Genomic DNA, 25,977 nt, shown 5'->3' with positions numbered 1-25,977 from the left:
TAACCGCGCAAGACCGGCATCCGGCGGTAGATCACCTCATCGCCGCAGAGCGGTTCAACCAGTTCAGTTGCGGCTGTCGACCCATCACAAGCTCTCGCACTGCGGTACCGGTGCTTTTCCGTCGGCGTCTGCAGTGATATGGCGAGCGGACTATGACACGTTGCGACCAGCACCACCCGATCGCAGCGGCAGCAGAATGCACCCGTCATCCGAAAGCCCCCTCATGCTCGACCTCACCCGCCTGCGCCGCGAAGCCGTCGAGGCGCCCGAAAGCGGCATCGTTGCCGTCGTCAATCATGCCCGCGGCAAGGAGGGGATCATCCCCATGTGGGCCGGCGAGGGTGATCTTGCGACGCCGCAATTCATCGCCGATGCCGCCGCCGAGAGCCTGAAGGCGGGCGAGACGTTCTATACGTGGCAGCGGGGATTGCCCGAGCTGCGCGAGGCACTCAGCCAGTATACCAGCCGGCTCTACGGCCAGAATCTCGAGCCGAACCGTTTCTTCGTCACCGGCTCGGGCATGCATGCGATCCAGATCGCGCTGATGGCGCTGGCGGGGGCCGGCGACGAGGTGGTGTTCATCGGCCCGACCTGGCCGAACTTCGCCGCCGCCGCCGGGCTGATGGGCGCGGCGACGCGGGAGGTCTCGCTCGATTCCGAAAACGGAAGCTGGAGCCTCGACCTCGACAAGCTGAAGACCGCGATCACCGAGAAGACGCGCGTTCTCTTCGTCAACTCGCCATCGAACCCGACCGGCTGGACGGCGAGTCGCGAGACGCTCTCCGGAATCCTGAAGATCGCCCGTGAGGCCGGCATCGTCATCATCGCCGACGAGATCTATGCCCGCTTCTATTACGAGGGGCAGCGCGCGCCCTCGTTCCACGACGTCATGGCGTCCCATGACGCGATCATCTTCGTCAATTCCTTCTCCAAGAACTGGGCGATGACCGGCTGGCGCATCGGCTGGATCGAGGCGAGCCCGGCGCTCGGCCAGGTGGTCGAGAACCTCATCCAGTATTCCAACTCCGGCGTCGCCGCCTTCATGCAGCGGGGCGCGATAGCGGCGCTCAAGCGGGGCGAGGAGTTCGTCGAGAACCAGGTCGCCCGGGCCGAGACCGCCCGCGACATCTTCGGCGACATATTGACTGCGACCAACAAGGTCGAATTGTCGCCGCCGGACGGCGCCTTCTACGCCTTCTTCAAGATCGACGGCATCACCGATACGAAGACCGCCGCCTTTCGCATCGTCGACGAGGCGAAGGTGGCGATTGCGCCGGGCACGGCGTTCGGACCGCAGGGCAAGCCGTTCTTCCGCGCCTGCTTCCACCGCCGCCTCGACGAGGTGGAGGCGGCGGCGCACCGGCTGGCCGAATGGATCGGATATCAGGTGTGAAGGTCGCAGGACGGGCGGCATTTTCTCGCCTGCGCGGTCTCGGTATCACCATCGCCGCGGCCCTCGTCGGCGCAGTCGTCGCCAATGCGCTCGGCTTGCCGGTCGCCTGGCTGCTCGGCCCGGTCGTCGCAGCGACGATCCTCAGCCTCTCCGGCTTCGACACCCGCCTGCCGGAGGCGCTGAGGACCTTCGCCTTCTTTGTTCTCGGCGTCCAGGCGGGCTCGGGCGTGTCGCCGGAGATCGCCAGTCAGATCGCCCTCTGGCCGCTGTCCTTCGTCATTCAGCTCGTCGGCGTGCTTCTCGCGGTGGTCCTGTGCTATGCCTATCTGCGGCGCCTGCTCGGCTGGGATCACGCTTCCGCGCTCTTTGCCTCGCTGCCCGGAGCCCTCTCTTTCGTCGTCGCAGCGGCCTCGGAGACCAAGGCCGACATGGGGCGGGTGGTGATCATCCAGTCGATCCGGCTGTTGATGCTGATCGCCGCGCTGGTGCCGCTGCTCGGTGCGTTGGAAGGCGGCGACGTGATGGGCTCATCGATCCGCCCGTCCGTCGATGGCTCGCTCGCCGAATACGCCCTGATGTTCTCGCTTTGCGCGGTCACGGCCTTTCTCGCGGCGAAGCTGAACGTTCCCGGCGGGATGATGCTCGGCGCGCTGATCGGCAGCGCCGTCCTGCATGGGACGAACGCCGTCGCGGTGTCGCTCCCGGCCTTCCTCGCTTTGCCGAGCCTCGTTCTGCTCGGCATCATCGTCGGCAGCCGGCTCAACGGCATCCGCCCGAAGGCCTTCCTGCAGCTGCTCGTGCCGTCCCTCGGCTGCTTCGCCCTCAGCCTCGTCGGCACCGGGCTCGCGGGCCTTGCGGCGGTCACCTTCGTCGACCTGCCGGCGCCGAACGTCGCCTTGGCCTACGCGCCCGGCGCGCTCGAGGCGCTGACGGTGCTCGCCTTCCAGTTCGACATCGACCCGGCCTATGTCGCCTCCCACCACGTGGTGCGCTTCTTCGCCATCGCGATGATCGTGCCCTTCCTGGCCAAGCGGGTGTCACGCCGCGAGGCGCGCGAGGAATTCGGCGCCGGGTCGGCGAAAGACGGATCGAGAGCGCCGGGAGAATGACCCCGCGCCTGCCTGCGGTCGAAAACCCTCAGGCGTCGATCGCGGCGAAGACCGATGGACTCGGCGCTTCCGCCTCGCCGCCTTCCGGCCCCCAGGAGACCACCCAGCAGACGAAGTCGTCGCTCGTCTGTGAGAAGCGAACCGTCTCCCCCGCCTGAACGAGCAGCGCATCGCCGGACACAGCTTCGCCGGCGTCGCTGCCCAGGAGCGTCGCGCTGCGGCCGGAGGCGACGAGAAACAGCCTGTCCTGATGGTGCGGCCCCTGCCGGTCCTCGCCGCTCGGCGCGAAGACTTCGAGCGTCATCGTGCCGTGGGCGAAGGCTTCGGCGAAGAACTGACCGTCCGGCCACTCGACGTTGGCCGGCTTCGGCAGCGTCTTGGCAAGTTCCTTGAGCGAAACCTTCATCGGCGGATCATCCTCTTCACAGGACCCGCCTTCTCGTCCTTCAGGCAGCCGGATCAGCCACCCGCCTGCGAGACGACCAGCGGGGTCACCTTCTCCGAACGCTCCGGGCTCGCCGCGCGTTCCGCCGCAAAGGGGATGCCGACGGCATGCCAGGTCTCGACCAGCGCATCGCGCAGTGCGGCGATCAGCTGATCGTCGTGGAGCGGCGTCGGGGTGATCCGGAGGCGCTCCGTGCCGCGCGGCACGGTCGGATAGTTGATCGGCTGGATGTAGATGCCGTGGCGCGCCAGCAGCCTGTCGCTCGCCTGCTTGCAGAGGTCGGGATCGCCGACGAGCATCGGCACGATGTGGGTGTCCGACGGCATGACCGGCAGTCCCGCGGACGCAAAGACCGACTTGGCCTCCGCCGCCTGGCGCTGCTGAGCGTCGCGCTCGGCCTGGCTGGCCTTCAGATGGCGAATCGAGGCCGTCGCAGCGGCGGCGAGCGCCGGCGGCAGGGCGGTGGTGAAGATGAAGCCCGGCGCATAGGAGCGCACCGCGTCGATCATCGCCTTCGAGCCGGTGATGTAGCCGCCGAGGACGCCGAAGGCCTTGGCGAGCGTGCCCTCGATCACGTCGATGCGATGGGCGACACCGTCACGCTCGGAAATGCCACCGCCTCGGGGGCCGTACATGCCGACGGCATGGACCTCGTCGATATAGGTCATGGCGTTGTATTTCTCGGCGAGGTCGCATATCTCCGCGATGGGCCCGACGTCGCCATCCATCGAATAGACGCTCTCGAAGACGATCAGCTTCGGCCGGTCCGGCTCGGCGGCGGCGAGCAGCTCTTCCAGATGGCCGACGTCGTTGTGCCGGAACACCTGCTTCTTGGCGCCGGACTTCCGAACGCCCTCGATCATCGAGGCATGGTTCAGCTCGTCGGAGAGGATCAGGCAGTTCGGCAGGAGCTTGGCGATGGTCGAGATCGACGCCTCGTTCGAGACGAAGCCCGAGGTGAAGACGAGGGCGGCTTCCTTGCCGTGCAGGTCGGCGAGTTCGAGCTCCAGCTCGACCAGCGGATGGTTGGTGCCCGAGATGTTGCGCGTGCCGCCGGCTCCCGATCCCATGGCGCCGGCCGTCAGCGTCATCGCCTCGATGACGTCCGGATGCTGGCCCATGCCGAGATAGTCGTTGGAGCACCAGACGGTGATTTCCCGGGCCTCGCCCTGGTTGCGCCAGATCGCCTTCGGAAACTGCCCGGCGATCCGCTCGAGATCGGCAAACACCCGATATCGGCGCTCGGCATGGAGAGCCTCGATCGCAGAGGCGAAATGGCGCTGGTAATCAATCATCGTGCACTCCTCATCGGAACGGTTCTAAGTCCGCCAAACCGGATTGTCTACAATCGCGGCCGGCGAACCCGCCGATAACTGTCCAAACAATATGGCACATATTCCGGCGAGAATGACAACAGGAATTGACAGTCGCGTCCATCTTGACCGAATTCTGCACCAGGAACCTTGATTTAGAACAAACCCAACATCGCGCCCTCCGAATTCGTCGCGCAATCCGCCCTGATCGGTCGGGGCGCCCTTCCTATCGTTCCTCAAACTCGCCGGGCGCCGGGGCGGGAGCGAGATGGCCGCCTTCGTCCTCGACGCCGCCGACCCCGTCCTGCGAGCCGACAGGATCTTGCGACAAGTCATCGCAATGGTTCTGCGCCCGTGAATCGGCAGTGACGCGGCGAGCCCGCATCTGCTCCTTGCGACGCATCAGGTTCTCGCGCAGCGCCTGCTGCAGGCGCGCTTCGCGACCGGGTCTGGCTTGGTCCGACGGTGCCTTGGTCATCGCCGGCATCTATCGATTCCAAAGTGGAAAAACCAGGGTTGGAATCGCATCCGTCGCGGTCGTGGCTTCGCGATTGCCATCACCATCGACCGAAGAGGTGACAAACGCGCATCGAAACCGGTACATCGGCGTTCAAGACGCAAGGCGGCGCGACAGGTCGCCAGGGCGCGAGCGGCGAAGGCCGGGGGGAAGCAGACATCATGATCGACCGCATCGGCTTTGCCGCCGAGCTCGCCGCCTACACCGAGCGCCACGGCCCGGTGACCATCGGTCTTGCCGGTGCCGGCCAGATGGGCACGGACATCGTCGTGCAGGCGGCGTTGATGACCGGGGTCCGGGTCGGCGCCATCGCCGCCAACAGCCCCCGCAGGCCGCTCGAGGCGATCGCCATGGCCGGTCACTCGGAGGACCACGGCGTCCTCGCCGCGTCGCCCGCAACCATCGACGCGGCGATCGAGGCGGGACGCATCGCCGTCACCGACGACATCGCCGCGCTCTGCGCCAGCGGCCGGGTCGACGTCATCGTCGACGCGACGGGCAGCCCGGAGATCGGCACCCGGCTGGCGCTGCTCGCCATCGAGAACGGCAAGCACATCGTCATGCTGAACGTCGAGGCCGACATCACCGTGGGTCGCCTCTTGGCGCGAAAGGCCAAGGCCGCCGGCACCGTCTACACCGGCTCGGCCGGCGACGAGCCGGCCGCGACGCTGGAATTGATCGCCTTCGCCCAATCCCTCGGCATGGAGGTCGTCGCCGCAGGCAAGGGCAAGAACAATCCGCTGCGCCACGACGCCGTCCCCGAGGAATACGAAGCCGAGGCGCGCGAGCGCAACATGAACGCCAGGATGCTGGTCGAATTCATCGACGGCTCGAAGACCATGGTGGAGATGACGGCGATCGCCAATTCCACCGGCCTGGTGCCGGACGTGCCCGGCATGCATGGGCCCGAGGCGAGCCTTCAGAACCTCGCCCAGATCCTCTGCGCGCAGGAGGATGGCGGCGTCCTGTCGAAGGCGGGGCGCGTCGACTACACGATCGGCAAGGGTGTCGCCCCCGGCGTGTTCTGCGTGGTGAAGCCGCGCCATCCGCGCGCCATCGAACGCATGGCCGACCTGAAGGTCGGTCCCGGCCCCTGTTTCGCTCTCGTCCGACCGTTCCATCTGACCAGCCTGGAAACGCCCCTATCGGCGGCGCGGGTGGTGATGCACCGCCGGCCGGACATGGTGCCGGTCGATCGCCCGGTCGCCGAATGCGGCGCGCGGGCCAAGCGGGCCTTGCAGCCGGGCGAGACGCTCGACCGCATCGGCACGGCCGACTATCGCGGCTACGCCATGGAATGGCGCGACGCGCGGGAAAAGCGGGTTCTACCCCTCGGTCTTGCCGAAGGCTCGCGCGTCACCCGGCCGATCGCCGCCGGCGAGCTTCTCACTTACGAGAACTGCTCGCCGGACGAGAGCCTTCTGGTCACGCGCATGCGCGCGGAACTGGACGCCGCCGACGCGACTCTGGCCGATTAGGACGCAGCCGCCGCGCCGCCGCGGTCAGGCCCGGCCGTTCGGAAGGCGCGTCGCGTCGATCGCCGTCTCGAGGCCCTTGGCAAGAACGGTCCGCTCGTAGGTCGAGAGTTCCTCCATCGCCTTGCGGATGGAGCGCAGCGGATCGAGTTTCAGGAGTTGATGGCCCTCCTCCGTCAACTCCAGCCGTTCGGCCCGGCCGCGGCCGATGGTGCCCATCTTCGTCACCAGACCCTTTTCGATCAAGGTTCGGACCGTCCGGGCGACGGCCCCTGAAGCCAGCCCCTGATGGCGGGCGAGATCGATCGCCGTGCGTTTGTCCGCGTCGGCGTGGTGGATGTACCGCAATGCCGACCACTGCGCCGGAAAGAGATGAGCTGCATAGCCATTCGAGTGCAGGCGTCGCGCCACCTGCTCGAAAAGCCCTGTGAGCAGTTCCGTTGAGTCAGTCTCCGTCATGTCGTACCAAGGTGCCCCTTCACTTCACATGACCGCCGTTAAGCAGTCACAAGCATTATAGGCCGGGAAGATCCCCTGCGCGACAACGGAATGATTGCAAAATGTCGCGAGAACTCCTTCACGCGCGCAGAATTTGGAATTGTTTTAATTCTTCTGGATGGCGAGCCAGTAGATTCGCAGTGGCTGTACCAACCGGAAGCCGCCTTCATCCTTCTGAGAACATTCGCGAAACCGCCGCTCGACCTCGGCCCTGCGACGTTCGGCGGAGGCCGTTCTCGCCGGATCGACGGCAATGAGGGAGGCGACGAATTCTTCTGCATTCGCGAAACGGCTGGTTGCCGCGAAGACGACGTTGCCCTTCAGCCCGAACCAGCCGGCCCGAACCGCATCGGCGATCGCCACGCCGGCGGCGTGGCGAATCGCCGTCTCGTCCTCCACCGGCTGCATCGCCTCGAAATAGCTTCCCTCGGCCAGCGGCTCGACGATCACGACGGGGCCACCCTCGCGGCCGATCCGCCTTGCCTCGCCGAGTGCCCGCGCCATGCTGCCCACAGGAACGTGATGGAGGGAATTGAGAAAGACCACGGCGTCGAAACCGCCGTCCTCGAAGGGAAGCATCTCGGCGCCGGCATCCGCGAAGCGAGCTCCGGGCGCATTCGCCCGCGCCGTTTCGAGGACTTGCGGATTGGGATCGGCGCCGACCGCCTCGAAACCCTCTTCGATCAGTCGAGCGACCAGCCGCCCCTCGCCGCATCCGACGTCGAGAATCCCCTTCGCACCGGCAAACCGCAGTGTTTCGACGATGACGTCGTGCGGCCTACCCGAAGCGAAGGCGGCATTCAGCGCTTGTGGTGTCTGCATCGATCGGGCTCCCAGCATCGCCGATCCGGCGAACGGTTCGCGCCGCCGGCCGAATGCGCGGCAGGGCGTATGTGATGAGCCTTCATCGATTGCGATCGACCTGTCAAAAGGTCACTCTTCGAAGCTGGCGCGACTCGGCTCGCCGGTCGGGACGCCGCCGTGGCCGAAGCGGCGGCCGGGTGTTACCGGGTATCGCGGTGGAGGAGTGCCGCGTCGGCGGCAAAGGACAGGAGGGGGCGAATGAGCGAGACGAGCGAAAAGACTGCCAGCGGCAAGAAAGGCGTCGTCGTCGCCGGCGGCGGCCAGGCCGGCTTTCAGGTGGCGGCGAGCCTCAGGCTGGGCGGCTACGGCGGCCCTCTCACCATCGTCGCGCAAGAGCCGCGGCTCCCCTATCAGCGCCCGCCCTTGTCGAAGACCTACATCAAGACGGATGCGGCCTTCGACAGCCTGCTGCTGAAGCCCGAGAGCTTTTACGAAAAGAACGCCATCTCGGTCCAGGCGGGGGAAGCGGTCGCCGCGATCGACCGGCGGGCCGGCGCGGTCAGGCTGACGAACGGCGAAAACCTTGCCTACGACCATCTCGTCCTGGCCGTCGGCGCCTCGAACCGCGTGCTGCCGATCCCCGGACACGCGCTTGCCGGCGTCCACCAGCTGCGGACCGCCGAGGAAGCGGAACGTCTGCGCGCCGGTCTTGCGGGTTCCGCGCGCGTCGTCATCGTCGGTGGCGGGTTCATCGGCCTCGAAGTGGCGGCCGCCCTTCGCGCCCTGGAAAAACGGGTCACCGTCGTCGAGGCGGCCGATCGGCTGATGGGCCGGACGGTCTCGCGGCAGGTTTCCGGCTTCTTCCTGGCCGAGCATCGCAGGATGGGCATCGAGATCCGCCTCGGCTCCGCCGTCGCGGCGGTGCTCGGCGAGGACCGCGTCCGGGCCGTCCGGCTTGCGGACGGCGAGGAACTGCCGGCCGATCTCGTCCTCATCGCCGCCGGCGTCACGCCGAACGACCGGCTCGCCGCCGAGGCGGGGCTCGCCACCGACAACGGCATCCTCGTCGACCATCACATGGCGACGGCCGATCCGCAGATCTTCGCCATCGGCGACTGCGCCGCCTTCCATTCGCCCTTCGCCGACAGGATCGTCCGACTGGAATCGGTGCAGAACGCCGTCGACCAGGCCAAGCTCGTCGCCGAAAGGATCATCGCCGGGGATGCGGCCGGAGCGATCCCGCCCTACCGCGCCGTTCCCTGGTTCTGGAGCGACCAGGGCCCGTTCAAGCTGCAGATCGTCGGACTGACGGCGGGGGCGGACCATGTCGAGATGGCGAGCCTCGGCGAGGCCGGAAAGCTCGTCGCCTATTGTTTCAAAGGCGAGAGGCTGCTCGGCATCGAGACGGTCAACCGGCCGGGCGAACACATGCTCGGGCGGCGCCTCCTCGCCGAAGACCTCGTCGTCGCCAGAGCCGAGGTGGCGCGCGAAGGCTTCGACCTGAAGGCCCATGTCGCGGCGTTGAAGCGGCAGGGCTGACCCCTGCCAGCGGCGAACCGGCCGCCGGGAGGGCGCGTCATTGCAGCTTCGCCCTGCAATTCCCATCTCCGATATCGCAGCCGGACGGATGGTCCGGCAACGTCTTCATGGAGTACGAAAGACCATGACCGAGACCACGTTCACCGCACCGCGCATGGATCATCTCGACGCGCCCCGCGCCTATCGCGGCGTTCGGTCCCGGCGCATGCTGGCCTTCGTGTTCGACTACACGCTGGTTCTCCTGCTCTGCGTACCGGCGGCCGTCGTGATCTTTCTCCTCGGCATCGTCTCCTTCGGCTTTGCCTGGGGGCTCTATGCTGTCTTGTTTCCGCTCGTCGCGATCTTCTACATCGCCTTCACCATGGGCGGCAGCAAGCAGGCGACCCCCGGCATGCGGTTCGCCGGCGTCAGCGTCGCCAGGCTCGACGGCGGCAGGGTCGATCCGACGCTGGCGGTGCTTCACGGCGTCCTGTTCTGGGCGGCCAACGCCGTCCTGACGCCGTTCGTGCTGCTCGTCGCCCTGTTCACGCAGCGCAAGCAGCTGCTGCACGACCTTCTGCTCGGCACCGTCGTCATCCGCGATCGGGACTTCTGAGCCGATCCTCCGCACCTTCGGCCGGAGCCGGCAAGGCGCGGCCGGAGCAGGCCGAGACGGCCCCGTTCACGAGCGGAGCCGCGCCGGGCGGACGAATCCCGATCGACCGGGTTGTCACCCGGCGTTCGGCCGGAGATAACGGCGCGGGGACAACAGCTCGCGTCGTTTCATGGATCTCTTGCACATCTGGCTCACCTACCTTCTCATCCTGGTGAGCATGGTCGGCTACGCCCTGGAACGCTGGCCGATCGAGGGGGTCGCCGCAGCATCGCTCGCTGCCTTCCTGGTCCTGTTCTCGGCGTTTCCCTACACCGACGCGTCCGGCGCCCCGGTCACCACGTCGGATCTCCTCTCCGGATTCGCCAATCCGGCGCTGATCACCGTGATGGCGCTGCTCATCGTCGGCCAGGGTCTGTTCGCGACTGATGCCATGTCGAGGCCGACGGCCTGGCTGACGAAACTCGGCGGCAATGTCGGGGCGGCAGCGGTCGCCATCGTGCTGATTTCCGCGGCGACGCTTTCGGCCTTTCTCAACAACACCCCGGTCGTCGTCATCTTCATTCCGATCCTGACGATGCTCGCCACCCAGCGCGGCATCTCGCCCAACCACGTCTTCATGCCGCTGTCCTTCCTGTCGATCCTCGGCGGCATGACGACGCTGATCGGCTCCTCTACCAACCTGCTCGTCGCCGGCGTCGCCTTGCGCTCGGGGATCGAGATCGGCTTCTTCGACATCACGGTCCCGGGCCTCGCCATCGCCCTCGTCGGGGCATTCTACGTCATCCGGGTGATGCCGCGGATCCTGACGCCGCGCGAGGCGCAGGGCGGCCGCGTCCTCGACCCTGGCGGCAAGCAGTTCCTCGGCGAGATCGACGTGACCGAGGAGCACGCCTTCCTCGGGCTGAAGGCGCGATCGGGGCTGTTTCGCGGGCTCGGCGAGCTGACGCCGCGGATGATCATCCGCAACGACGAGACGATCCTGCCGCCTTTCGACGACATCGAACTCGCCATTGGCGACAGGCTGATCGTCACGGCGACGCGCCGGGCCTTCTCGCGGGCGCTGTCACGCGGCAATCTCAAGGTGAAGACGCTGGACCCGTCGGGCGGCGAGCAGGCCGGCACGACCAACAAGATCGGCCCGGACATGGTGATGGCCGAAGCGGTGGTGGCGCCGGGCTCGCGCTATGCCGGCCGGACCATGCAGTTCTCCGGCCTCAGGACCCAGTTTGGCATCACCCTCTTCGGCCTGCAGAGAAAGAGCCGCATGGCCCGGGCGGCGTTTTCCGAGATCCGCCTGGAGCCGGGCGACACCCTCCTCCTGTGCGGGCGCGAGGCGAACATCTCGGCGCTGCGCGGCAATCACGATCTCCTGCTTCTGGAATATTCCGCGCAAGCCATCCCGCAATCGGCGAAAGCGTTGCTCGCAACGCTGATCTTCGTCGCCATCGTCTCGTTGTCGGCGGCCGGCATTCTGCCGATCGAGGTGCTGTCGGTCTGCGGCGCCATTGCCATGGTCGCGACCGGGTGCCTCACCATCGGCGAGGCGGCGCGCTCGTTCGACCGGTCGATCTTCATGCTGGTCGGCGCCGCGATCGCCGCTGCGACCGCTCTGGAACGCACCGGCGGCGCCCGCCTCATCGCCGACGGCGCCCTGACGGCCCTCGACGGCGCCTCGCCGGTGGTGCTCCTGTCGGGCCTCTTCCTGGTGGTGGCGATCTTCACCAACTTCCTGTCGAACAACGCGACGGCGGTGTTGTTCACGCCGATCGCCCTCGACATTTCAAGACGCCTCGGCGTTTCGCCGGAACCGTGGCTCGCCTGCGTCATTTTCGGAGCCAACGCTTCCTTCGCCACGCCGATCGGCTATCAGACCAATCTCCTCGTCATGGGGCCGGGACGCTATCGTTTCGTCGACTTCGTGAAAGCGGGAGTTCCCCTCGTCCTCCTGGTGTGGTTAACATTCACCCTTGTCGCACCATGGTATTACGGGCTTTGACTATTCGGGACAGCACGTGACCGTCCACCACCCGCAGACGCCGCAGTTCTTCCTGACGTCGCCTTCCCCCTGTCCGTATCTGCCCGGACGCGCCGAACGGAAGGTCTTCACCCACCTCCTCGGCGAGCGCGCGCCCGGCCTTCTCGACCTGCTCAGCCAGGGCGGCTTCCGCCGCAGCCAGAACATCGCCTATCGCCCGGCCTGCGAGCGCTGCCGGGCCTGCGTCTCGGTGCGCATCCTGGTCGACGAGTTTTCGCCCGGCAAGTCGATGAAGCGGGTGCTGTCGAAGAATCGCGACCTCGTCGGCCGGATGTCCTCCCCGAGCCCCTCGAGCGAGCAGTACTCGCTGTTTCGCCGCTACATCGACCACCGCCACGCCAGCGGCGGCATGGCCGAAATGAGCGTCCTCGACTATGCGATGATGGTCGAGGACAGCCAGGTCGACACGCGGCTGATCGAATATCGCCGCCGAGGCCCGGATTCCAGCTTCTCCGCCGCCTCGGACGGCGATCTCGTCGCCGTCGCCCTGTCGGACGTCATGGCCGACGGCATGTCGATGGTCTATTCCTTCTTCGACCCCTACGAGGACGAGCGCAGCCTCGGCACCTACATGATCCTCGACCACATCGAGCGGACGAGAAAGCTCGGCCTCGCCTATCTCTATCTCGGCTATTGGGTCGATGGCTCGAAGAAGATGGCCTACAAGATCCGCTTCCAACCCCAGGAACATCTCGCCCCGAACGGCTGGGAGCTCTACCAGGGGTAAGGCATGGAAGCGCGAGGTGCGGCGGCGGCACGCTTTGGATGTGTTCCAGCGCGCCGGCGATCCAACGACCTGACGATAATTCCCGCCAACAGGTGACTTCGCCGGCCGATCATGCGACGGCTCGCCGGCCTGAAATTCCCAACGCACCGAACGTCATGACCACGCCGTCTCTCGCGAGCGCCGAGCCCGACCACGCCCGCCAATACGCCACCGGCATGACGCTGGTCGGCTTCGGCGGGCTCGTCCTCTCGGTCGACATTCCCCTCATCCGGCTGTCCGACAGCAGCTTCTTCACCGTCATCCTGGTGCGCGGGCTTCTGTCGTCCCTTGCCGCGGCGCTGATCTGGTGGGTCGCGAGGCGACTCGGACGGGGAACCGGACCGCTGATCGCCGGCCGGCTCGGTCTTCTCGTCACCGGCATCTATGCGCTCGCGACGATCCTCTTCCTCGTTGCCGTCTACGAGACGAAGGCCGCCAACGTCGTCTTCATCCTCGCCCTCAATCCGATGTTCGCGGCACTGCTCTCCTGGGCGATCGCCGGCGAAAAGCCCTCGCGCGCCACGCTGATCGCCATTCCGGTGACGCTCCTCGGCGTTCTTCTGATCATCGGCGCCGGGCTCGAGGCCGGGAACTGGCTGGGCGACCTGGCCGCGCTGGCGACCGCCTTCCTCATCGCGCTCGCCCTCACCCTCGCCCGCCGCAGCCGCCGGGACATGCGCTATGCCTCCGCGATCGCGGCGATCGTGCCGGCAATCGTCGCGCTTCCCTTCGTGGCCTCGGGAGGCGGCGTTCAATCCGAGGCGATCGGCTGGCTCGTCGTCAACGGCGCGATCGTCATGCCGCTCGCGCTCATCTGCCTGGCCGCGGGGCCGACGTTCGTGCCCTCGCCCCTGGTCTCGATGGGATATCTGATCGAAACCGTGCTCGCGCCGATCTGGATGTGGATGATCTTTACCGAGCGCCCCTCGCCCTTGTCCCTTGTCGGCGGTGCGCTGATCGTCGCGACGCTGGCGGCCCACGCCCTCGCCGAACTCGCGGCGCGGCGACGAATGAAGGTCGCGTACCGGCCGTAAGAGGCCGATGCGAGAGGCGGCGGTTCCGTCTTCCGGAACCGCCGCCTCTCGTCGTCTTACAGCGCCATGTCCAGCGCCGTCGCCTCCGCCGGCAGGCCGCACATCAGTTCCACCGCCTGGCGCTGGAACAGCCGGCGATAGATGCCGTCCGGCCGCGCGATCAGCGCCGCGTGGTCGCCCTCCTCGACGATCCGGCCGCGATCGAAGACCAGGAGCCGGTCGAGCGATTTGACCGTCGATAGCCGGTGGGCGACGACGAGGGTCGTCCGCCCCGCCATCAGCCGCTCCATTGCCCGCTGGATCAGAATCTCCGATTCCGAATCGAGGCTGGACGTCGCCTCGTCGAGGATCAGGATCGGCGCGTCGGCGAGGAAGGCCCGCGCGATCGCCACCCTTTGCCGCTCGCCGCCCGAAAGCTTCACGCCGCGCTCGCCGACGAGGGTCTGGTAGCCCTTCGGCAGGCGGGTGATGAAGCCGTCGGCACCGGCGAGCCGCGCCGCCTCGACGATCTCGCCCATCGTGGCGCCCGGCCGGCCATAGGCGATGTTGTCGGCCAGGGAACGGTGGAACAGGATCGGCTCCTGCTGCACGATGGCGATCTGCGAGCGCAACGAGGCCTGCCTCACCCCGGCGATGTCCTGACCGTCGATCCTGATCGCGCCGCCGGACACGTCGTAGAGACGCTGGATCAGCTTGACGAGGGTCGACTTGCCCGAGCCCGAATGGCCGACGAGACCCACCCGCTCTCCCGCCGCAATGGTCAGCGACAGGTCGCGGTAGAGCGGCGCGGCATGGGAGCCGTAGTGGAACGACACGCGGTCGAAGACGATCTCCCCGCCGCCGATCGCCGCCTCGCGGGCATCCGCCCGGTCGTCGACGCCGATCGAAAGCGCGGAAAGGGCGACGAGTTCTTCCATGTCGTTCACCGAGCGCTGGACGTTGCGCACGTGCTGGCCGACCTCGCGCAAGTAGCCCTGCATGACGAAGAATGCGGTGAGCACGTAGGTGATGTCGCCCGGCCCCGCCGAGCCTTGCGCCCAGAGCAGGATGGCAAGGCCGATGACGCCGACGCGAAGCAGGAACAGCATGGCGTTCTGGACCGTGCCATTGATCGTGCCGCGCTTCCACGAGCGTCCCGCCCGCGACTGCCACTTCCGCGACACGCGCTCGAGGATCGCCTCCTCGCGCGTCTCGCCGCCGAAAGCCTTGACCACCGCATTGCAGGAGATGGCATCGGCAAGCGCGCCGCCGAGCCTCGTGTCCCAGACGTTCGCAAGCCGGGCCGAGGGCGCGACATAGCCGAGCGACAAGGACACCGTGAGCGCCAGATAGGCGAGCGCGCCGAGGCCGATGAGGAGCCCCATCACCGGCCAGTGCCAGCCGAGCAGCGCGGTGGTGCCGAGCAGCATGACGAAGGACGGCAACAGCGCCACGAGCACCGTGTCGTTGAGAAGATCGCGCGCCCACATGCCGCGGGTGATCTTGCGCACCGTCGAGCCGGCGAAGCTGTTGGCGTGCCAGTCCGTCGAGAAGCGCTGGACGCGCGCGAAGGCCTCCCGCATCACCTCGCTGATCATCCGCAGCGTGAAGGGAATGATCGCCATGAAGCTGACGAAGCGGCAGACGACGCCGACCAGGGCGAGAGCAGCCAGCATCGCCAGCGCACCGAGCGCGGCGTCGAGCGCGCCGTCGGCATCCGAGCTCGACGCGATCGCGTCGACCAGCCGGCCGGAATAGAGCGGCGTCAGAACGTCCGCGAGCGTTCCGAGCGTGATCGTCCCGCAGACGGCGGCCATCCGCAGCTTCTGGCGCCGCCAATGAAGGAAGGCGAAGGAAAACGCCTCGGCGAACGCCGACTGACGCCATTGGAAGAAACGGAACGACATGGCAATTCGACCGATCGATCGGTCCCCTGACGATCCTCCGCACAACGCCCGATCGACGACTCAAAGCCGGCCGAAGGCGATCGATGTGGCTGGAGGAGACTGACGGCAGGCCGGCGCGACGAACGTGGAAGGCGGCCCGTTGGAAGACGCACGCGCTAGGCGCGGATCAGGAGTGCATAACCCCTGGGAGGGCGGTACCGGTAAATGTCATCATGGCCCTCCCTTCGGTTGGCGTCGTGTCAGGATGGGACATCGGATAGCCGAAGCCGAATCGTTTGGCAAGCCTACGAACGATGCCGCTCGCAGGCGGGTGCGCATGAGGCGCGGCGGCATCCTCCCGGAGAGGAGCCACGGGCTGCACTCACGGACAGAGCCGGACGGATGATCGTCCGCCCTGCACACCGGCGATCGCCGCCAAGTTTCTGGACATTGCCGGCCACCGTTTCATCTAGGATGTTCGCGCGTCGGCGTGATTCTTCAGGGCCGTCGACGGGTGTGCGCGTGAAGGAGGAGGGAAAGCCGATGCTCGACATCATCCAGCAACTGGAAGCACGGCGCGAGGAGGCCCGGCTCGGCGGTGGCGAAAAACGCATCGCCGCCCAGCATGCCAAGGGCAAACTCACGGCAAGAGAGCGCATCGACGCCCTGCTCGATCCCGGCTCCTTCGAGGAATACGACACCTTCAAGACCCATCGATCCACCGATTTCGGCATGGCGAGCCAGCAGATCCCCGGCGACGGCGTCGTCACCGGCTGGGGCACGATCGAGGGCCGCCCAGTTTACGTCTTCTCCCAGGACTTCACCGTCTTCGGCGGCTCCCTGTCCGAGACCCACGCCGAGAAGATCTGCAAGATCATGGACCTCGCCGTGCAGAACGGTGTCCCCCTGATCGGCCTCAACGATTCCGGCGGCGCGCGCATCCAGGAAGGCGTCGCCTCGCTCGGCGGCTATGCCGAAGTGTTCTGGCGCAACGTCCAGGCGTCGGGCGTCATCCCGCAGATTTCCGTCATCATGGGCCCCTGCGCCGGCGGCGCGGTCTATTCCCCGGCGATGACCGACTTCGTCTACATGGTCCGCGACACCGCCTACATGTTCGTCACCGGCCCGGACGTGGTGAAGACCGTCACCGGCGAGGTCGTCACGGCCGAAGAACTCGGCGGCGCCGGCACCCATTCGAAGAAGAGCTCGGTCGCCGACGGCGCCTTCGAGAACGACGTCGAGGCGCTCGCCGAGATGCGCCGGCTGTTTTCCTTCCTGCCGCTCTCCTCGCGCGACAAGCCGCCGGTCTACGAGACCCTGGACGATCCGACGCGCACCGAAGCGTCCCTCGACACGCTGATCCCCGACAATCCGAACAAGCCCTACGACATGGCCGAACTGATCGAGAAGGTCGCCGACGAGGGCGACGTCTTCGAGATCCAGAAGGACTTCGCGGCCAACATCATCACCGCCTTCATCCGGCTGAACGGCTCGACGGTGGGCGTCGTTGCCAACCAGCCGATGGTGCTCGCCGGCTGCCTCGACATCGATTCCTCGCGCAAGGCCGCCCGCTTCGTGCGGTTCTGCGACGCCTTCAACATCCCGATCCTCACCCTCGTCGACGTGCCGGGCTTCCTGCCCGGCGTCACCCAGGAGCTCGGCGGCATCATCAAGCATGGGGCGAAACTCTTGTTCGCCTATGCCGAAGCGACCGTCCCGAAGGTGACCGTGATCACCCGCAAGGCCTATGGCGGCGCCTATGACGTCATGTCGTCGAAGCACATCCGCGCAGACGTCAACTATGCCTGGCCGAGCGCCCAGATCGCCGTGATGGGCGCCAAGGGCGCCGCCGAGATCATCCATCGCAAGGACGCCGGCGACGCGGAGCGGCTCGCCCAGCATACGAAAGAGTATGAAGACCGCTTCGCCAATCCCTTCATCGCGGCGCAGCGCGGCTTCATCGACGAGGTAATCCTGCCCCATTCGACGCGGCGCCGGGTGATCCGGGCCTTCGAGATGCTGAAGACCAAGACGGTCGCCGCGCCGCTGCGCAAGCACGACAACATTCCCCTCTGAGACCGGCAGGGTCTCGCGGCGACGGCACCGATCGCGAACGGTCCGTCGCGGCTCGCCGCAGGGGAAACCCTCGTTATCTTCGGTCCCGCGGCGCTTGGCGCCGATCCGGAATTCTCTCGACAGAAGGCTCGATACCATGAGCGACGACAACAAGTTCTCGCCCGAAAACAACCTGCCCGCCGGCTACGTCCCGCCGAAGATCTGGAAGCCGGATACCGAATCCGGCGGGGCCTTCGCCTCGATCAACAAGCCGACGGCCGGCGCGCAATACGAGAGGGACCTGCCGGTCGGCCAGCATCCGCTGCAGCTCTATTCCCTGGGCACGCCCAATGGCGTCAAGGTGACGATCATGCTGGAGGAGCTGCTCGAAGCCGGCCACTCCGAGGCCGAATACGACGCCTGGCTGATCCGCATCAACAAGGGCGACCAGTTCGGCTCCGGCTTCGTCTCGGTCAATCCGAACTCGAAGATCCCGGCGATGATGGATCACAAGCCGAAGGACGGCGGAGCGCCGATCCGGCTGTTCGAATCCGGCTCGATCCTGACCTATCTTGCCGACAAGTTCGGCGCTTTCCTGCCGACCGATGCGCGGGCCCGCGCCGAGGTGATGAACTGGCTGTTCTGGCAGATGGGCTCGGCGCCCTTCCTCGGCGGCGGCTTCGGGCATTTCTACGCCTATGCGCCGATGAAGATCCAGTACGCCATCGACCGCTACGCCATGGAGGTGAAGCGCCAGCTTGACGTTCTCGACAAGCAGCTGAAGGAAAACGAGTATATCGCGGGCAGCGAATACACGATCGCCGACATGGCGATCTGGCCCTGGTATGGCCGCATCGCCGCCCATGACGCCTATGGCGATGCCGGCACCTTCCTGTCCGTCGACGACTACGCCAACGTCCAGCGCTGGCGAAAGCAGATCGGCGAGCGCAAGGGCGCCCGGCGCGGCTCGATGGTCAATTCGGTGACCGGCGATCCCTCGACCCAGCTGCACGAGCGCCACGACGCCGGCGACTTCGAGACGAAGACGCAGGACAAGATCGGCGACGCCGGCTGATGTTCGCCCGTCTGGTGGCACACTGGGTCTATGGCGGGTTCCTGGCGGGGCTGCTGATCCTCGCCTTCACGCCGATCATCGCTGCGACGTGGACGACTGCGCTGACGCTGGTCTTCCTGCAGCTGCCCGTCTACATGGTCCACCAGTACGAGGAACACGACGATGGCCGCTTCGCGGCGGCCATCAATGCCATGATCGGCAAGGGCAAGATCGTCCTCGACGACGCCGCGGTCTTCGTCATCAACATTCCCGGCGTCTGGGGCGTCAACCTCGTCTCGATCTGGCTCGCCTGGAGTGTTGGCATCGGCTGGGGCCTGATCGGCGTCTACCTCACCCTCGTCAACGCCCTCGCTCATATCGGCCAGGCGATCCGGCTGCGGGCCTACAATCCCGGCCTCGCGACGGCCCTCGTCCTGTTCCTGCCGGTCGGCATCGCGGGGGCTCTGATCGTCGGCGCCGAGCCCGGCGTCGGTGCCGGCCACCACGTCGTCGGCCTCGCGGTGGCGATCGCCATCCATGCGGGGATCATCGCCTATGTCGTTACGCGGCGGCGGCGGTTGGCGTGATGGCGAAGCGTGTCGGCACTCTCGTTCGCGTGCCTGCGGTGCAGAATGGCGGTAGCGATGCTATATTTTGGATACGCGACGAAAGTTCGACGACGGGGGCCACGAGGTGCCGACGGTTCTGCAATGGCGAGGCCATCGGTTCCTGTTCTATTCGAAGGAGATCGGCGAACCGCCGCATATCCATGTTCTCAAGGACGCAAAGCAAATGAAAGTTTGGCTGCGGGATCTGCGTCTGGCCCGCAATGCCGGTTTCGCTGGTCACGAGATCAATGCGATCATGAAAATCGTCGCGGAGAACCAAGACCGGTTTCTGGAGGCCTGGGATGATTATTTTGGAAATTGACGATCGTCAGCTCACCGTCTCCGACGTGTCCGTGACGGCCGACCGAATCATGTTCGTGATGGCCGACGGACGACGCATCGAGGCCCCCCTCTGGTGGTACCCACGGCTTGCCGCCGCGAGCGTGGAGCAGCGTAAGAGCTGGCAGATCCTGCCCTTCGGCGACGCCGTCGGTTGGGAAGCGATCGACGAATATATCAGCGCGAAGGCGCTGATCGTCGGAGGTGCAGCCCCCGGCGCCACGCCCCCCAAGGAGGCCGCCGCCTGATGGCCAATCTCCCTGACATGACCAAGCATCGCGGATTTCCCTCGGGGCTGCCGGGGACCGGTTTCCAGTTCACCGTGCGCCGCGCCAACCCGAAGGGCGCGACCAAGATCATCGAGCGCAAGCGGTTCAACGACCGCACGCCGACCGAAAAGCTCGCCGACGCGGCCTTCCTGCACGCGATCTGGCACATGTTCGGCCCCGAGCCCTTCGAGCGCGGCAATCTCGATGCGGGGCGCATCTCCTGGCTGTTCAACCGCGAGATCGTGCCGGCGGAAAAGCCGTTCGATCCGGCTTCCTACGAGGCGATGCTGATGATCGACGAGGAGGTGGCGAGGAAGAGCTATCCGGAGGCGTTTCAGGAGGTACTGGAGGTGTGAAGGCCGGACAGCCAGACCTGATGGCGCCGACCCTGTAGCCGCCAACGCGGCGGAACCGTCGCGCTCTGGCTTCATGTCATAAGGGACATGGGAGCGAACCTAAGGAGGCGGCAACCCCAACGCTTCGTCATTCTCGGCCCCGTCCCACTGCTGTCCGGCTTAGATTACTTGAAGATCAAAGCTGGCCTGTCTTGGGTCTGTTTGGAGCGGCGGTTTTGGCTTGTTCAGGGCGGCAACATCCCGTTTTTCCATGAGGTTGAGCCGCACGAGGCGTCGGAAGCTCATGGGGCGTTCGATGGCATTTTGGGCGTCATGGGCCAGTCGCAGCAGAATATAGGCGATGAGGGCGACGAAGATCTGGATGCGGATGGCGTTCTCGCTGGTGCCGACGAATGTCTTGATCTTCAGGTTCTGCTTGATCCACTTGAAGAACAGCTCGATCTGCCAGCGCTGCGTGTAGAGATGAGCGATCTCCTCGGCCGGCGCGTCGAGGTCGTTGGTGACGACCCGGATGGTCCTGCCCGTCGAGATCGTCACGACGATCTCGCGAACCGGATCGGCGAAGGCGGGGGTGCGGGACTTGGCGGTGCGCTGCGTCAACAGGCCGATGCGATCGCTGAGAACCGCCCCGCCCGGCTCGACGCGCGCCTCGGCGGTAACGGTGAGCTTGGTATGGCTCTTCAGCCGCGTGACGAAGCGGCACCCGGCCGCGTCGAAGGCCGCCCACCAGGCAAAGTCGTAATAGCCGAGGTCGAAGACGTAGGTTGCGCCGGGTTCGACCACGAGGTCCTGGGCCGGCGTGATGTCGTTGACCCGCTGGTCGCTGATCGTCGCCTTCATCGGCGTTCGGCTCGAAAGATCGTGCACGACATGCAGCTTGATGGCCCGGCTGCCATCGGCCTTGGCACTCAGCCAGCCGCGGGACAAAGAGCTCAGTTGCATCTGCGTGGAATCGAGCAGCAAGGTGGTGTCAGCGCCGCTCATCTGCCGGCGCGTGGCGCGGCAGGCCCTCTGTGCCATCTTGGCGAAGAGATCGGCGAACAGCGCCGACGGCCGCAGCCGGTTGGCGTCGCAGAAGGTCGAGCGCGCCGACGCCTTCATCCCCACGTGATAAAGGCGCGACGACTGGCTCTGCAGGCTGTCGACGATCTCGCGCAGGCTCGCCGCACCCGACAACTGACCGAACAACAGCGCCAGGAACTGGCTCTTGGTCCCGAAGCTGCGCACCCGATGGTCGGCGCCGCACTTCTCCACAAGCGTCTCGAAATCATTCCAGGGAATGAACTTCTGCAGCGTGTGAAAAACTGTATTCTGGTGGCGCATGACATTGATCTCCAACTCGTGTCCCAAACGCGGCGAAACGTCTGGAACCGAGTAGAATCAATGTCATGCGCTGCGTCCAGAAAATTTAACCGGACAGCAGTGGAACGGGGCCCGAGAATGACGAAGCTTGAGTAGCCCGGGCGTTCCCCGCAAGCGACGCGGTGAGACTGACCCGCCGAAGAGGAGCCGGCGGGATGCGCTTCTGAGTGTGCCTTCGGAAGACGAGCATCGTGACGCGGCGGGGCGCAGGCGGATAAGAAGAAGCATGCGAGGGCATGGCCGGCCCTGGCGCAAGGGAGAGAGACGGGACTTGTTCAAGAAAATCCTCATCGCCAATCGCGGCGAGATCGCCTGCCGGGTCATCAAGACGGCGCGGCGCATGGGCATCGCCACGGTGGCGGTCTATTCGGACGCCGACCGGGACGCGATGCATGTGCGCATGGCCGACGAGGCGGTGCATATCGGCCCGCCCCAGGCGAACCAGTCCTATCTCCTCGGTGATCGGATCATTGCGGCCTGCAAGGAGACCGGCGCCGAGGCCGTCCATCCCGGCTACGGCTTCCTCTCCGAAAACGCCGACTTCTGCGAAAAGCTCGAAAATGCCGGCATCGTCTTCATCGGCCCGAAGCCGAGGGCGATCCGCGCCATGGGCGACAAGATCACCTCGAAGAAGCTTGCCGCGGAAGCCGGCGTCTCGACCGTGCCAGGCTATATGGGGCTGATCGAGGACGCTTCGCATGCCGCCAAGATCGCCGCGGAAGTCGGCTATCCCGTGATGATCAAGGCGTCGGCCGGCGGCGGCGGCAAGGGCATGCGCATCGCCTGGAACGACGCGGAAGCCCGTGACGGCTTCGACCGCTCGCGCTCGGAGGCCAAAAGCTCCTTCGGCGACGACCGGATCTTCATCGAGAAATTCGTCGAGGAGCCCCGCCATATCGAGATCCAGGTGCTGGCGGATTCATTCGGCAACTGCGTCTATCTGAACGAGCGAGAATGCTCCATCCAGCGGCGCAACCAGAAGGTCGTTGAGGAGGCGCCCTCCGCCTTCCTCGACGCAGAGACGCGGCAAGCCATGGGCGAGCAGTCCGTGGCGCTGGCCAAGGCCGTCGACTACGAGAGCGCCGGGACCGTCGAGTTCATCGTCGACAAGAACCGGAATTTCTACTTTCTCGAGATGAACACCCGGCTGCAGGTCGAGCATCCGGTGACCGAGCTGATCACCGGCGTCGACCTCGTCGAACAGATGATCCGCGTCGCCCATGGCGAGAGGCTGCCCTTCGCCCAGGAGGACGTGAAGATCGACGGCTGGGCGATCGAATCCCGCGTCTATGCCGAGGATCCCTATCGCGGCTTCCTGCCCTCGATCGGCCGACTGAAGCGCTATTATCCGCCGGACGAAGGGCCTCTGGACGGCTCTCGCGCCTCGGGCATGGGCCCTTCCGGCCGCGCCATCGGCGGCGGCGCGCCGGTCCTGCGCAACGACACCGGCGTTTCCGAGGGCTCGGAGATCTCGATGTTCTACGATCCGATGATCGCCAAGCTCTGCAGCTGGGGCGAGACCCGGGAGGCGGCGACCGACGCCATGGCCGAGGCGCTCGACCGCTTCGTCATCGACGGCATCGGCCACAACGTCCCCTTCGTCTCGGCGATCATGCAGCATCCGCGCTGGCGCTCCGGCGAAATCTCCACCGGCTTCATTGCGGAGGAATATCCGGACGGCTTTAACGGCACCGAGGCGGACGGAGCGATGCGGGGCAAGCTCGCCGCGGCGGCGGCGCTGCTCGCCAGGGCGTCGAAGCGGCGCAGCGCCAGCAAGGCACCCAGCCTCGGCGAAAACCTCGCTTTGAGCAAAGAAAGCGGACGGCGCATCGTCTTCATCGGCGAACACCGGCTGACGGTCGATCTCGGTGAGACGGGCGTCACCGTCGACGGCGCCGATCTCGGCCCGGTCGAGATGGACTGGCAGCGGGGGCGGCAGACCGCCCGGCTGCGGTTCGGCGGCGAGACGCTGACCCCGCGGGTCGATCCGATCGTCAGCGGCTTCCGGCTGCGGTTGAAGGGCATCGACGTCGATGCCAAGGTCTACGAGCCGCATCTGGCGCGGCTCGCCGAGCTGATGCCGGTGAAGGAAGCGCCGGATACCTCCAACCTCCTGCTCTGCCCGATGCCCGGCGTCGTCGTCCAGATCGCGGTCGCGGAGGGCGAACAGGTCGAGGCCGGCCAGACGCTTGCCATCGTCGAGGCGATGAAGATGGAAAACGTCCTCAGGGCCGAGCACAAGGCAGTGGTGAAATCCATTCCGGTCAAGGCGGGCGACAGCCTCGCCGTCGACGCGGTCATCATGGAGTTCGAGACATGAGCGAGAATTTTCCGCGGGACTGGCTCGATCTGGCGACGAAGGAGCTGAAGGGCCGCGAGGTCGAGGACCTCACCTGGCAGACCGCCGAGGGGATCGCCATCAAGCCGGTCTATACCGCCGAGGATCTGCCGCAGGATGCCACGAGCGCCCTCCCCGGCGTTGCCCCCTTCACCCGCGGGCCGCGGGCTACGATGTATGCCGGCCAGCCCTGGACAATCCGCCAGTATGCCGGCTTCTCGACGGCCGAAGCTTCCAACGCCTTCTACCGCAAGAACCTCGCCGCCGGTCAGAAGGGCCTCTCGGTCGCCTTCGACCTCGCCACCCATCGCGGCTACGATTCCGACCATCCGCGGGTCGCCGGCGATGTCGGCAAGGCGGGCGTCGCCATCGATACTGTCGAGGACATGAAGATCCTCTTCGACGGCATTCCGCTCGACACGATGAGCGTGTCTATGACCATGAACGGCGCGATCATCCCGGTGCTGGCGATGTTCGTCGTCGCAGCCGAGGAGCAGGGCGTCGACCGGAGGCAGCTCACCGGAACCGTTCAGAACGACATTCTGAAGGAGTTCATGGTCCGCAACACCTACATCTATCCGCCTGAGCCATCGATGCGCATCGTTGCCGACATCATCGGCTATACCGCCGTAGAGATGCCGCGCTTCAACTCGATCTCGATCTCCGGCTATCACATGCAGGAAGCCGGCGCGACGCTCGCCCAGGAGCTCGCCTATACGCTGGCCGACGGGATGGAATATGTCCGCGCCGCGATGGCCCGGGGCCTGTCCGTCGACAAGTTCGCGCCCCGCCTCTCCTTCTTCTTCTGCATCGGCATGAACTTCTTCATGGAAGTCGCCAAGCTGCGTGCGGCGCGGCAGATGTGGGCGAAGATCATGACGGACTTCGGCGCCACCGACGAGCGCTCGAAGATGCTGCGCACCCACTGCCAGACCTCGGGCGTCTCGCTGACCGAGCAGGACCCGATGAACAACGTCGTGCGCACCGCCTACGAGGCGATGTCGGCGGTGCTCGGCGGCACCCAGTCGCTTCACACCAATGCCTTCGACGAGGCGATGGCGCTGCCGAGCGAGACATCGGCCCGCATCGCCCGCAACACCCAGCTGATCCTCGCCCACGAGACAGGCGTCACCAACGTCGTCGATCCGCTGGGCGGCTCCTATTATGTCGAGGCGCTGACGAAGGACCTTGCCGACAGGGCCTTCGAACTGATCGCCGAGGTCGAGGCCGCCGGCGGCATGACCAAGGCCGTCGCGGAAGGCCTGCCGAAGCGGCGGATCGAGGAGGCGGCGGCGCTGCGCCAGGCGCGCATCGACAAGGGCGAGGACGTCGTCGTCGGCGTCAACCGCTTCCGGCTGGAGGAAGAGGCGCCGGTCGAGATCCTGAACATCGACACGGCGGCCGTTCGAAAGTCCCAGATCGCCCGGCTCGAGGAGGTGCGACGGACACGCAGCAAGGAAGCCTGCGAGAGCGCCCTCGCCGCCCTGCGGGATTGCGCGAGCGGCAAGGACGGCAATCTCCTGGCCGCTGCCGTCGAAGCGGCGCGTGCCAGGGCCACGCTGGGTGAGATCTCACAGGCGATGGAGGACGGCTTCGGCGGCCGGCACCAACCATCGACCTCGCTGATCTCCGGCGTCTTCGCCTCGGCGCATGAGAGCGACCCGGAATTTGCCACCATCCGACAGCGCATTGCCGACTATGCCGAGGAGAAGGGCCGCAAGCCCTCGATCCTCGTCGCCAAGCTCGGCCAGGACGGCCACGACCGCGGCTCGAAGGTGATCGCCACCGCCTTTGCCGATCTCGGCTTTGCCGTCCATCTCGGCCCGCTGTTCGAGACGCCGCAGGAGGTCGCCAGTCTGGCGATCGACAGGAAGGTCGACGTCGTCGGCGTCTCGTCCCATGCGGCCGGCCACATGACGCTGGTGCCCGAACTGATCGCCGCCCTGGCGGAGAAGAACCGCGCGGACATCCACGTCGTCTGCGGCGGCGTCATTCCCTCGCAGGACTACCAGGCGCTCCTCGATGCCGGCGTCGCCGAAATCTTCGGGCCCGGCACCAACGTCCTGCAGGCCGCGATGGCCGTCCTCGGCGTCCTCGAAGGCCGCCGCCGCAACACCCGCGCCACCGAGCGGCTGACCGCCTGATTGCGCGGCGAAACCCGCGACCGGGCCGGATCCGGCTTTGGGGACGGCCCGAACTCGGGGGCAG

Annotated in this window: 23 protein-coding genes; 16 read left to right on the top strand and 7 right to left on the bottom strand. The window is 66.4% G+C overall.

Translation table 11 applies throughout. The annotated features are described in order from the left end of the window. The first annotated feature begins 223 nt into the window (after positions 1 to 223). Both GTK09_RS06800 and GTK09_RS06795 read left to right on the top strand, forming a co-directional pair. On the top strand, positions 224 to 1,393 hold the full coding sequence (locus GTK09_RS06800) for a pyridoxal phosphate-dependent aminotransferase (protein WP_163462183.1): 1,170 nt from the start codon (positions 224 to 226) through the stop codon (positions 1,391 to 1,393). Continuing rightward, positions 1,390 to 2,502, top strand: coding sequence for an AbrB family protein (locus GTK09_RS06795; RefSeq protein ID WP_163462182.1), 1,113 nt, complete (start codon positions 1,390 to 1,392; stop codon positions 2,500 to 2,502). Before GTK09_RS06800 ends, GTK09_RS06795 begins: the two co-directional genes overlap by 4 nt. Positions 2,503 to 2,530: 28 nt before the next feature. On the opposite strand, the gene GTK09_RS06790 is transcribed toward GTK09_RS06795, so the two are convergent. From GTK09_RS06790 to GTK09_RS06780, 3 genes are all read right to left on the bottom strand, one after another. Further along, positions 2,531 to 2,908, bottom strand: a complete 378-nt coding sequence (locus GTK09_RS06790) for a cupin domain-containing protein (protein WP_163462181.1) — start codon at positions 2,906 to 2,908, stop codon at positions 2,531 to 2,533. A 53-nt stretch (positions 2,909 to 2,961) separates the two neighbouring features. Further along, positions 2,962 to 4,239, bottom strand: coding sequence for a 5-aminolevulinate synthase (gene hemA, locus GTK09_RS06785; RefSeq protein ID WP_163462397.1), 1,278 nt, complete (start codon positions 4,237 to 4,239; stop codon positions 2,962 to 2,964). Between the two features lie 247 nt (positions 4,240 to 4,486). Continuing rightward, positions 4,487 to 4,738 carry a hypothetical protein gene (locus tag GTK09_RS06780; RefSeq protein ID WP_163461992.1) on the bottom strand — a complete coding sequence of 84 codons (252 nt, stop codon included), beginning with the start codon at positions 4,736 to 4,738 and terminating at the stop codon, positions 4,487 to 4,489. A 200-nt stretch (positions 4,739 to 4,938) separates the two neighbouring features. Between GTK09_RS06780 and GTK09_RS06775 the strand changes: the two genes are divergently transcribed. Further along, positions 4,939 to 6,255: an NAD(P)H-dependent oxidoreductase gene (locus GTK09_RS06775; protein ID WP_163462180.1), complete on the top strand. Its 1,317-nt coding sequence runs from the start codon at positions 4,939 to 4,941 to the stop codon at positions 6,253 to 6,255. Positions 6,256 to 6,279: 24 nt separating this feature from the next. Here GTK09_RS06775 and GTK09_RS06770 read toward each other — a convergent pair whose 3' ends face one another. Next, the gene (locus GTK09_RS06770; protein ID WP_163462179.1) at positions 6,280 to 6,711 is read right to left on the bottom strand and encodes a MarR family winged helix-turn-helix transcriptional regulator; all 432 of its coding nucleotides are present in this window, start codon (positions 6,709 to 6,711) and stop codon (positions 6,280 to 6,282) included. Positions 6,712 to 6,855: 144 nt separating this feature from the next. After that, on the bottom strand, positions 6,856 to 7,572 hold the full coding sequence (locus GTK09_RS06765; RefSeq protein ID WP_246217748.1) for a class I SAM-dependent methyltransferase: 717 nt from the start codon (positions 7,570 to 7,572) through the stop codon (positions 6,856 to 6,858). Positions 7,573 to 7,812: 240 nt separating this feature from the next. On the opposite strand from GTK09_RS06765, the gene GTK09_RS06760 reads away from it, so the two are divergent. The 5 genes from GTK09_RS06760 to GTK09_RS06740 all read left to right on the top strand — a co-directional run bounded on the left by GTK09_RS06760 (position 7,813) and on the right by GTK09_RS06740 (position 13,523). Beyond that, complete coding sequence (locus tag GTK09_RS06760; protein WP_163462177.1) at positions 7,813 to 9,093, top strand: NAD(P)/FAD-dependent oxidoreductase; 1,281 nt, start codon at positions 7,813 to 7,815, stop codon at positions 9,091 to 9,093. 124 nt (positions 9,094 to 9,217) lie between these two features. Beyond that, positions 9,218 to 9,688, top strand: a complete 471-nt coding sequence (locus tag GTK09_RS06755) for an RDD family protein (RefSeq protein ID WP_163462176.1) — start codon at positions 9,218 to 9,220, stop codon at positions 9,686 to 9,688. Between the two features lie 169 nt (positions 9,689 to 9,857). Beyond that, complete coding sequence (locus GTK09_RS06750; RefSeq protein WP_163462175.1) at positions 9,858 to 11,684, top strand: SLC13 family permease; 1,827 nt, start codon at positions 9,858 to 9,860, stop codon at positions 11,682 to 11,684. Positions 11,685 to 11,700: 16 nt separating this feature from the next. Next, complete coding sequence (locus GTK09_RS06745) at positions 11,701 to 12,450, top strand: arginyltransferase (protein ID WP_163462174.1); 750 nt, start codon at positions 11,701 to 11,703, stop codon at positions 12,448 to 12,450. 155 nt (positions 12,451 to 12,605) lie between these two features. Next, the gene (locus GTK09_RS06740) at positions 12,606 to 13,523 is read left to right on the top strand and encodes a DMT family transporter (protein ID WP_163462173.1); all 918 of its coding nucleotides are present in this window, start codon (positions 12,606 to 12,608) and stop codon (positions 13,521 to 13,523) included. A gap of 56 nt (positions 13,524 to 13,579) precedes the next feature. Here GTK09_RS06740 and GTK09_RS06735 read toward each other — a convergent pair whose 3' ends face one another. Further along, positions 13,580 to 15,409: an ABC transporter ATP-binding protein gene (locus tag GTK09_RS06735; protein ID WP_163462172.1), complete on the bottom strand. Its 1,830-nt coding sequence runs from the start codon at positions 15,407 to 15,409 to the stop codon at positions 13,580 to 13,582. A 522-nt stretch (positions 15,410 to 15,931) separates the two neighbouring features. Between GTK09_RS06735 and GTK09_RS06730 the strand changes: the two genes are divergently transcribed. The 6 genes from GTK09_RS06730 (at position 15,932) to GTK09_RS06705 (ending at position 20,069) form a co-directional block, all read left to right on the top strand. Further along, entirely contained in the window at positions 15,932 to 17,464 is a 1,533-nt protein-coding gene (locus GTK09_RS06730) for an acyl-CoA carboxylase subunit beta (protein ID WP_163462171.1), read from the top strand. 136 nt (positions 17,465 to 17,600) lie between these two features. Beyond that, positions 17,601 to 18,518: a glutathione-dependent disulfide-bond oxidoreductase gene (gene yghU, locus GTK09_RS06725; protein ID WP_163462170.1), complete on the top strand. Its 918-nt coding sequence runs from the start codon at positions 17,601 to 17,603 to the stop codon at positions 18,516 to 18,518. Then, positions 18,518 to 19,084, top strand: a complete 567-nt coding sequence (locus GTK09_RS06720; protein ID WP_163462169.1) for an HXXEE domain-containing protein — start codon at positions 18,518 to 18,520, stop codon at positions 19,082 to 19,084. Before yghU ends, GTK09_RS06720 begins: the two co-directional genes overlap by 1 nt. Positions 19,085 to 19,151: 67 nt before the next feature. Beyond that, the gene (locus GTK09_RS06715; protein ID WP_203560911.1) at positions 19,152 to 19,427 is read left to right on the top strand and encodes a DUF4160 domain-containing protein; all 276 of its coding nucleotides are present in this window, start codon (positions 19,152 to 19,154) and stop codon (positions 19,425 to 19,427) included. After that, complete coding sequence (locus tag GTK09_RS06710) at positions 19,408 to 19,692, top strand: DUF2442 domain-containing protein (protein ID WP_163462168.1); 285 nt, start codon at positions 19,408 to 19,410, stop codon at positions 19,690 to 19,692. Before GTK09_RS06715 ends, GTK09_RS06710 begins: the two co-directional genes overlap by 20 nt. Then, the gene (locus tag GTK09_RS06705) at positions 19,692 to 20,069 is read left to right on the top strand and encodes a hypothetical protein (RefSeq protein ID WP_163462166.1); all 378 of its coding nucleotides are present in this window, start codon (positions 19,692 to 19,694) and stop codon (positions 20,067 to 20,069) included. The genes GTK09_RS06710 and GTK09_RS06705 overlap by 1 nt, the downstream gene beginning before the upstream one ends. Positions 20,070 to 20,228: 159 nt before the next feature. On the opposite strand, the gene GTK09_RS06700 is transcribed toward GTK09_RS06705, so the two are convergent. Continuing rightward, positions 20,229 to 21,392, bottom strand: coding sequence for an IS4 family transposase (locus GTK09_RS06700; RefSeq protein WP_163462164.1), 1,164 nt, complete (start codon positions 21,390 to 21,392; stop codon positions 20,229 to 20,231). A gap of 310 nt (positions 21,393 to 21,702) precedes the next feature. Here GTK09_RS06700 and GTK09_RS06695 point away from each other — a divergent pair, with 310 nt between their 5' ends. Continuing rightward, positions 21,703 to 23,751 (top strand): acetyl-CoA carboxylase biotin carboxylase subunit, encoded by a 2,049-nt coding sequence (locus GTK09_RS06695; RefSeq protein ID WP_163462162.1) that lies wholly within the window; start codon positions 21,703 to 21,705, stop codon positions 23,749 to 23,751. Further along, positions 23,748 to 25,913 carry a methylmalonyl-CoA mutase gene (gene scpA, locus GTK09_RS06690; RefSeq protein WP_163462160.1) on the top strand — a complete coding sequence of 722 codons (2,166 nt, stop codon included), beginning with the start codon at positions 23,748 to 23,750 and terminating at the stop codon, positions 25,911 to 25,913. The genes GTK09_RS06695 and scpA overlap by 4 nt, the downstream gene beginning before the upstream one ends. The last annotated feature ends 64 nt before the right edge of the window (positions 25,914 to 25,977 follow it).

Source organism: Jiella pacifica, assembly GCF_010500815.1.
Taxonomy (GTDB): domain Bacteria; phylum Pseudomonadota; class Alphaproteobacteria; order Rhizobiales; family Rhizobiaceae; genus Jiella; species Jiella pacifica.
Note: the sequence above shows the minus strand (reverse complement) of the source record. Positions and strands in the feature narration are given on the sequence as shown.

Bases quoted from the DNA above. Each gene is read 5' to 3' on its own strand.
- GTK09_RS06800 (WP_163462183.1), top strand. From the start codon at position 224: ATGCTCGACCTCACCCGCCTGCGCCGCGAAGCCGTCGAGGCGCCCGAA.
- GTK09_RS06790 (WP_163462181.1), bottom strand. From the start codon at position 2,908: ATGAAGGTTTCGCTCAAGGAACTTGCCAAGACGCTGCCGAAGCCGGCC.
- GTK09_RS06780 (WP_163461992.1), bottom strand. From the start codon at position 4,738: ATGACCAAGGCACCGTCGGACCAAGCCAGACCCGGTCGCGAAGCGCGC.
- GTK09_RS06775 (WP_163462180.1), top strand. From the start codon at position 4,939: ATGATCGACCGCATCGGCTTTGCCGCCGAGCTCGCCGCCTACACCGAG.
- GTK09_RS06770 (WP_163462179.1), bottom strand. From the start codon at position 6,711: ATGACGGAGACTGACTCAACGGAACTGCTCACAGGGCTTTTCGAGCAG.
- GTK09_RS06765 (WP_246217748.1), bottom strand. From the start codon at position 7,572: ATGCAGACACCACAAGCGCTGAATGCCGCCTTCGCTTCGGGTAGGCCG.
- GTK09_RS06760 (WP_163462177.1), top strand. From the start codon at position 7,813: ATGAGCGAGACGAGCGAAAAGACTGCCAGCGGCAAGAAAGGCGTCGTC.
- GTK09_RS06755 (WP_163462176.1), top strand. From the start codon at position 9,218: ATGACCGAGACCACGTTCACCGCACCGCGCATGGATCATCTCGACGCG.
- GTK09_RS06750 (WP_163462175.1), top strand. From the start codon at position 9,858: ATGGATCTCTTGCACATCTGGCTCACCTACCTTCTCATCCTGGTGAGC.
- GTK09_RS06740 (WP_163462173.1), top strand. From the start codon at position 12,606: ATGACCACGCCGTCTCTCGCGAGCGCCGAGCCCGACCACGCCCGCCAA.
- GTK09_RS06735 (WP_163462172.1), bottom strand. From the start codon at position 15,409: ATGTCGTTCCGTTTCTTCCAATGGCGTCAGTCGGCGTTCGCCGAGGCG.
- GTK09_RS06730 (WP_163462171.1), top strand. From the start codon at position 15,932: ATGCTCGACATCATCCAGCAACTGGAAGCACGGCGCGAGGAGGCCCGG.
- yghU (WP_163462170.1), top strand. From the start codon at position 17,601: ATGAGCGACGACAACAAGTTCTCGCCCGAAAACAACCTGCCCGCCGGC.
- GTK09_RS06720 (WP_163462169.1), top strand. From the start codon at position 18,518: ATGTTCGCCCGTCTGGTGGCACACTGGGTCTATGGCGGGTTCCTGGCG.
- GTK09_RS06710 (WP_163462168.1), top strand. From the start codon at position 19,408: ATGATTATTTTGGAAATTGACGATCGTCAGCTCACCGTCTCCGACGTG.
- GTK09_RS06705 (WP_163462166.1), top strand. From the start codon at position 19,692: ATGGCCAATCTCCCTGACATGACCAAGCATCGCGGATTTCCCTCGGGG.
- GTK09_RS06700 (WP_163462164.1), bottom strand. From the start codon at position 21,392: ATGCGCCACCAGAATACAGTTTTTCACACGCTGCAGAAGTTCATTCCC.
- scpA (WP_163462160.1), top strand. From the start codon at position 23,748: ATGAGCGAGAATTTTCCGCGGGACTGGCTCGATCTGGCGACGAAGGAG.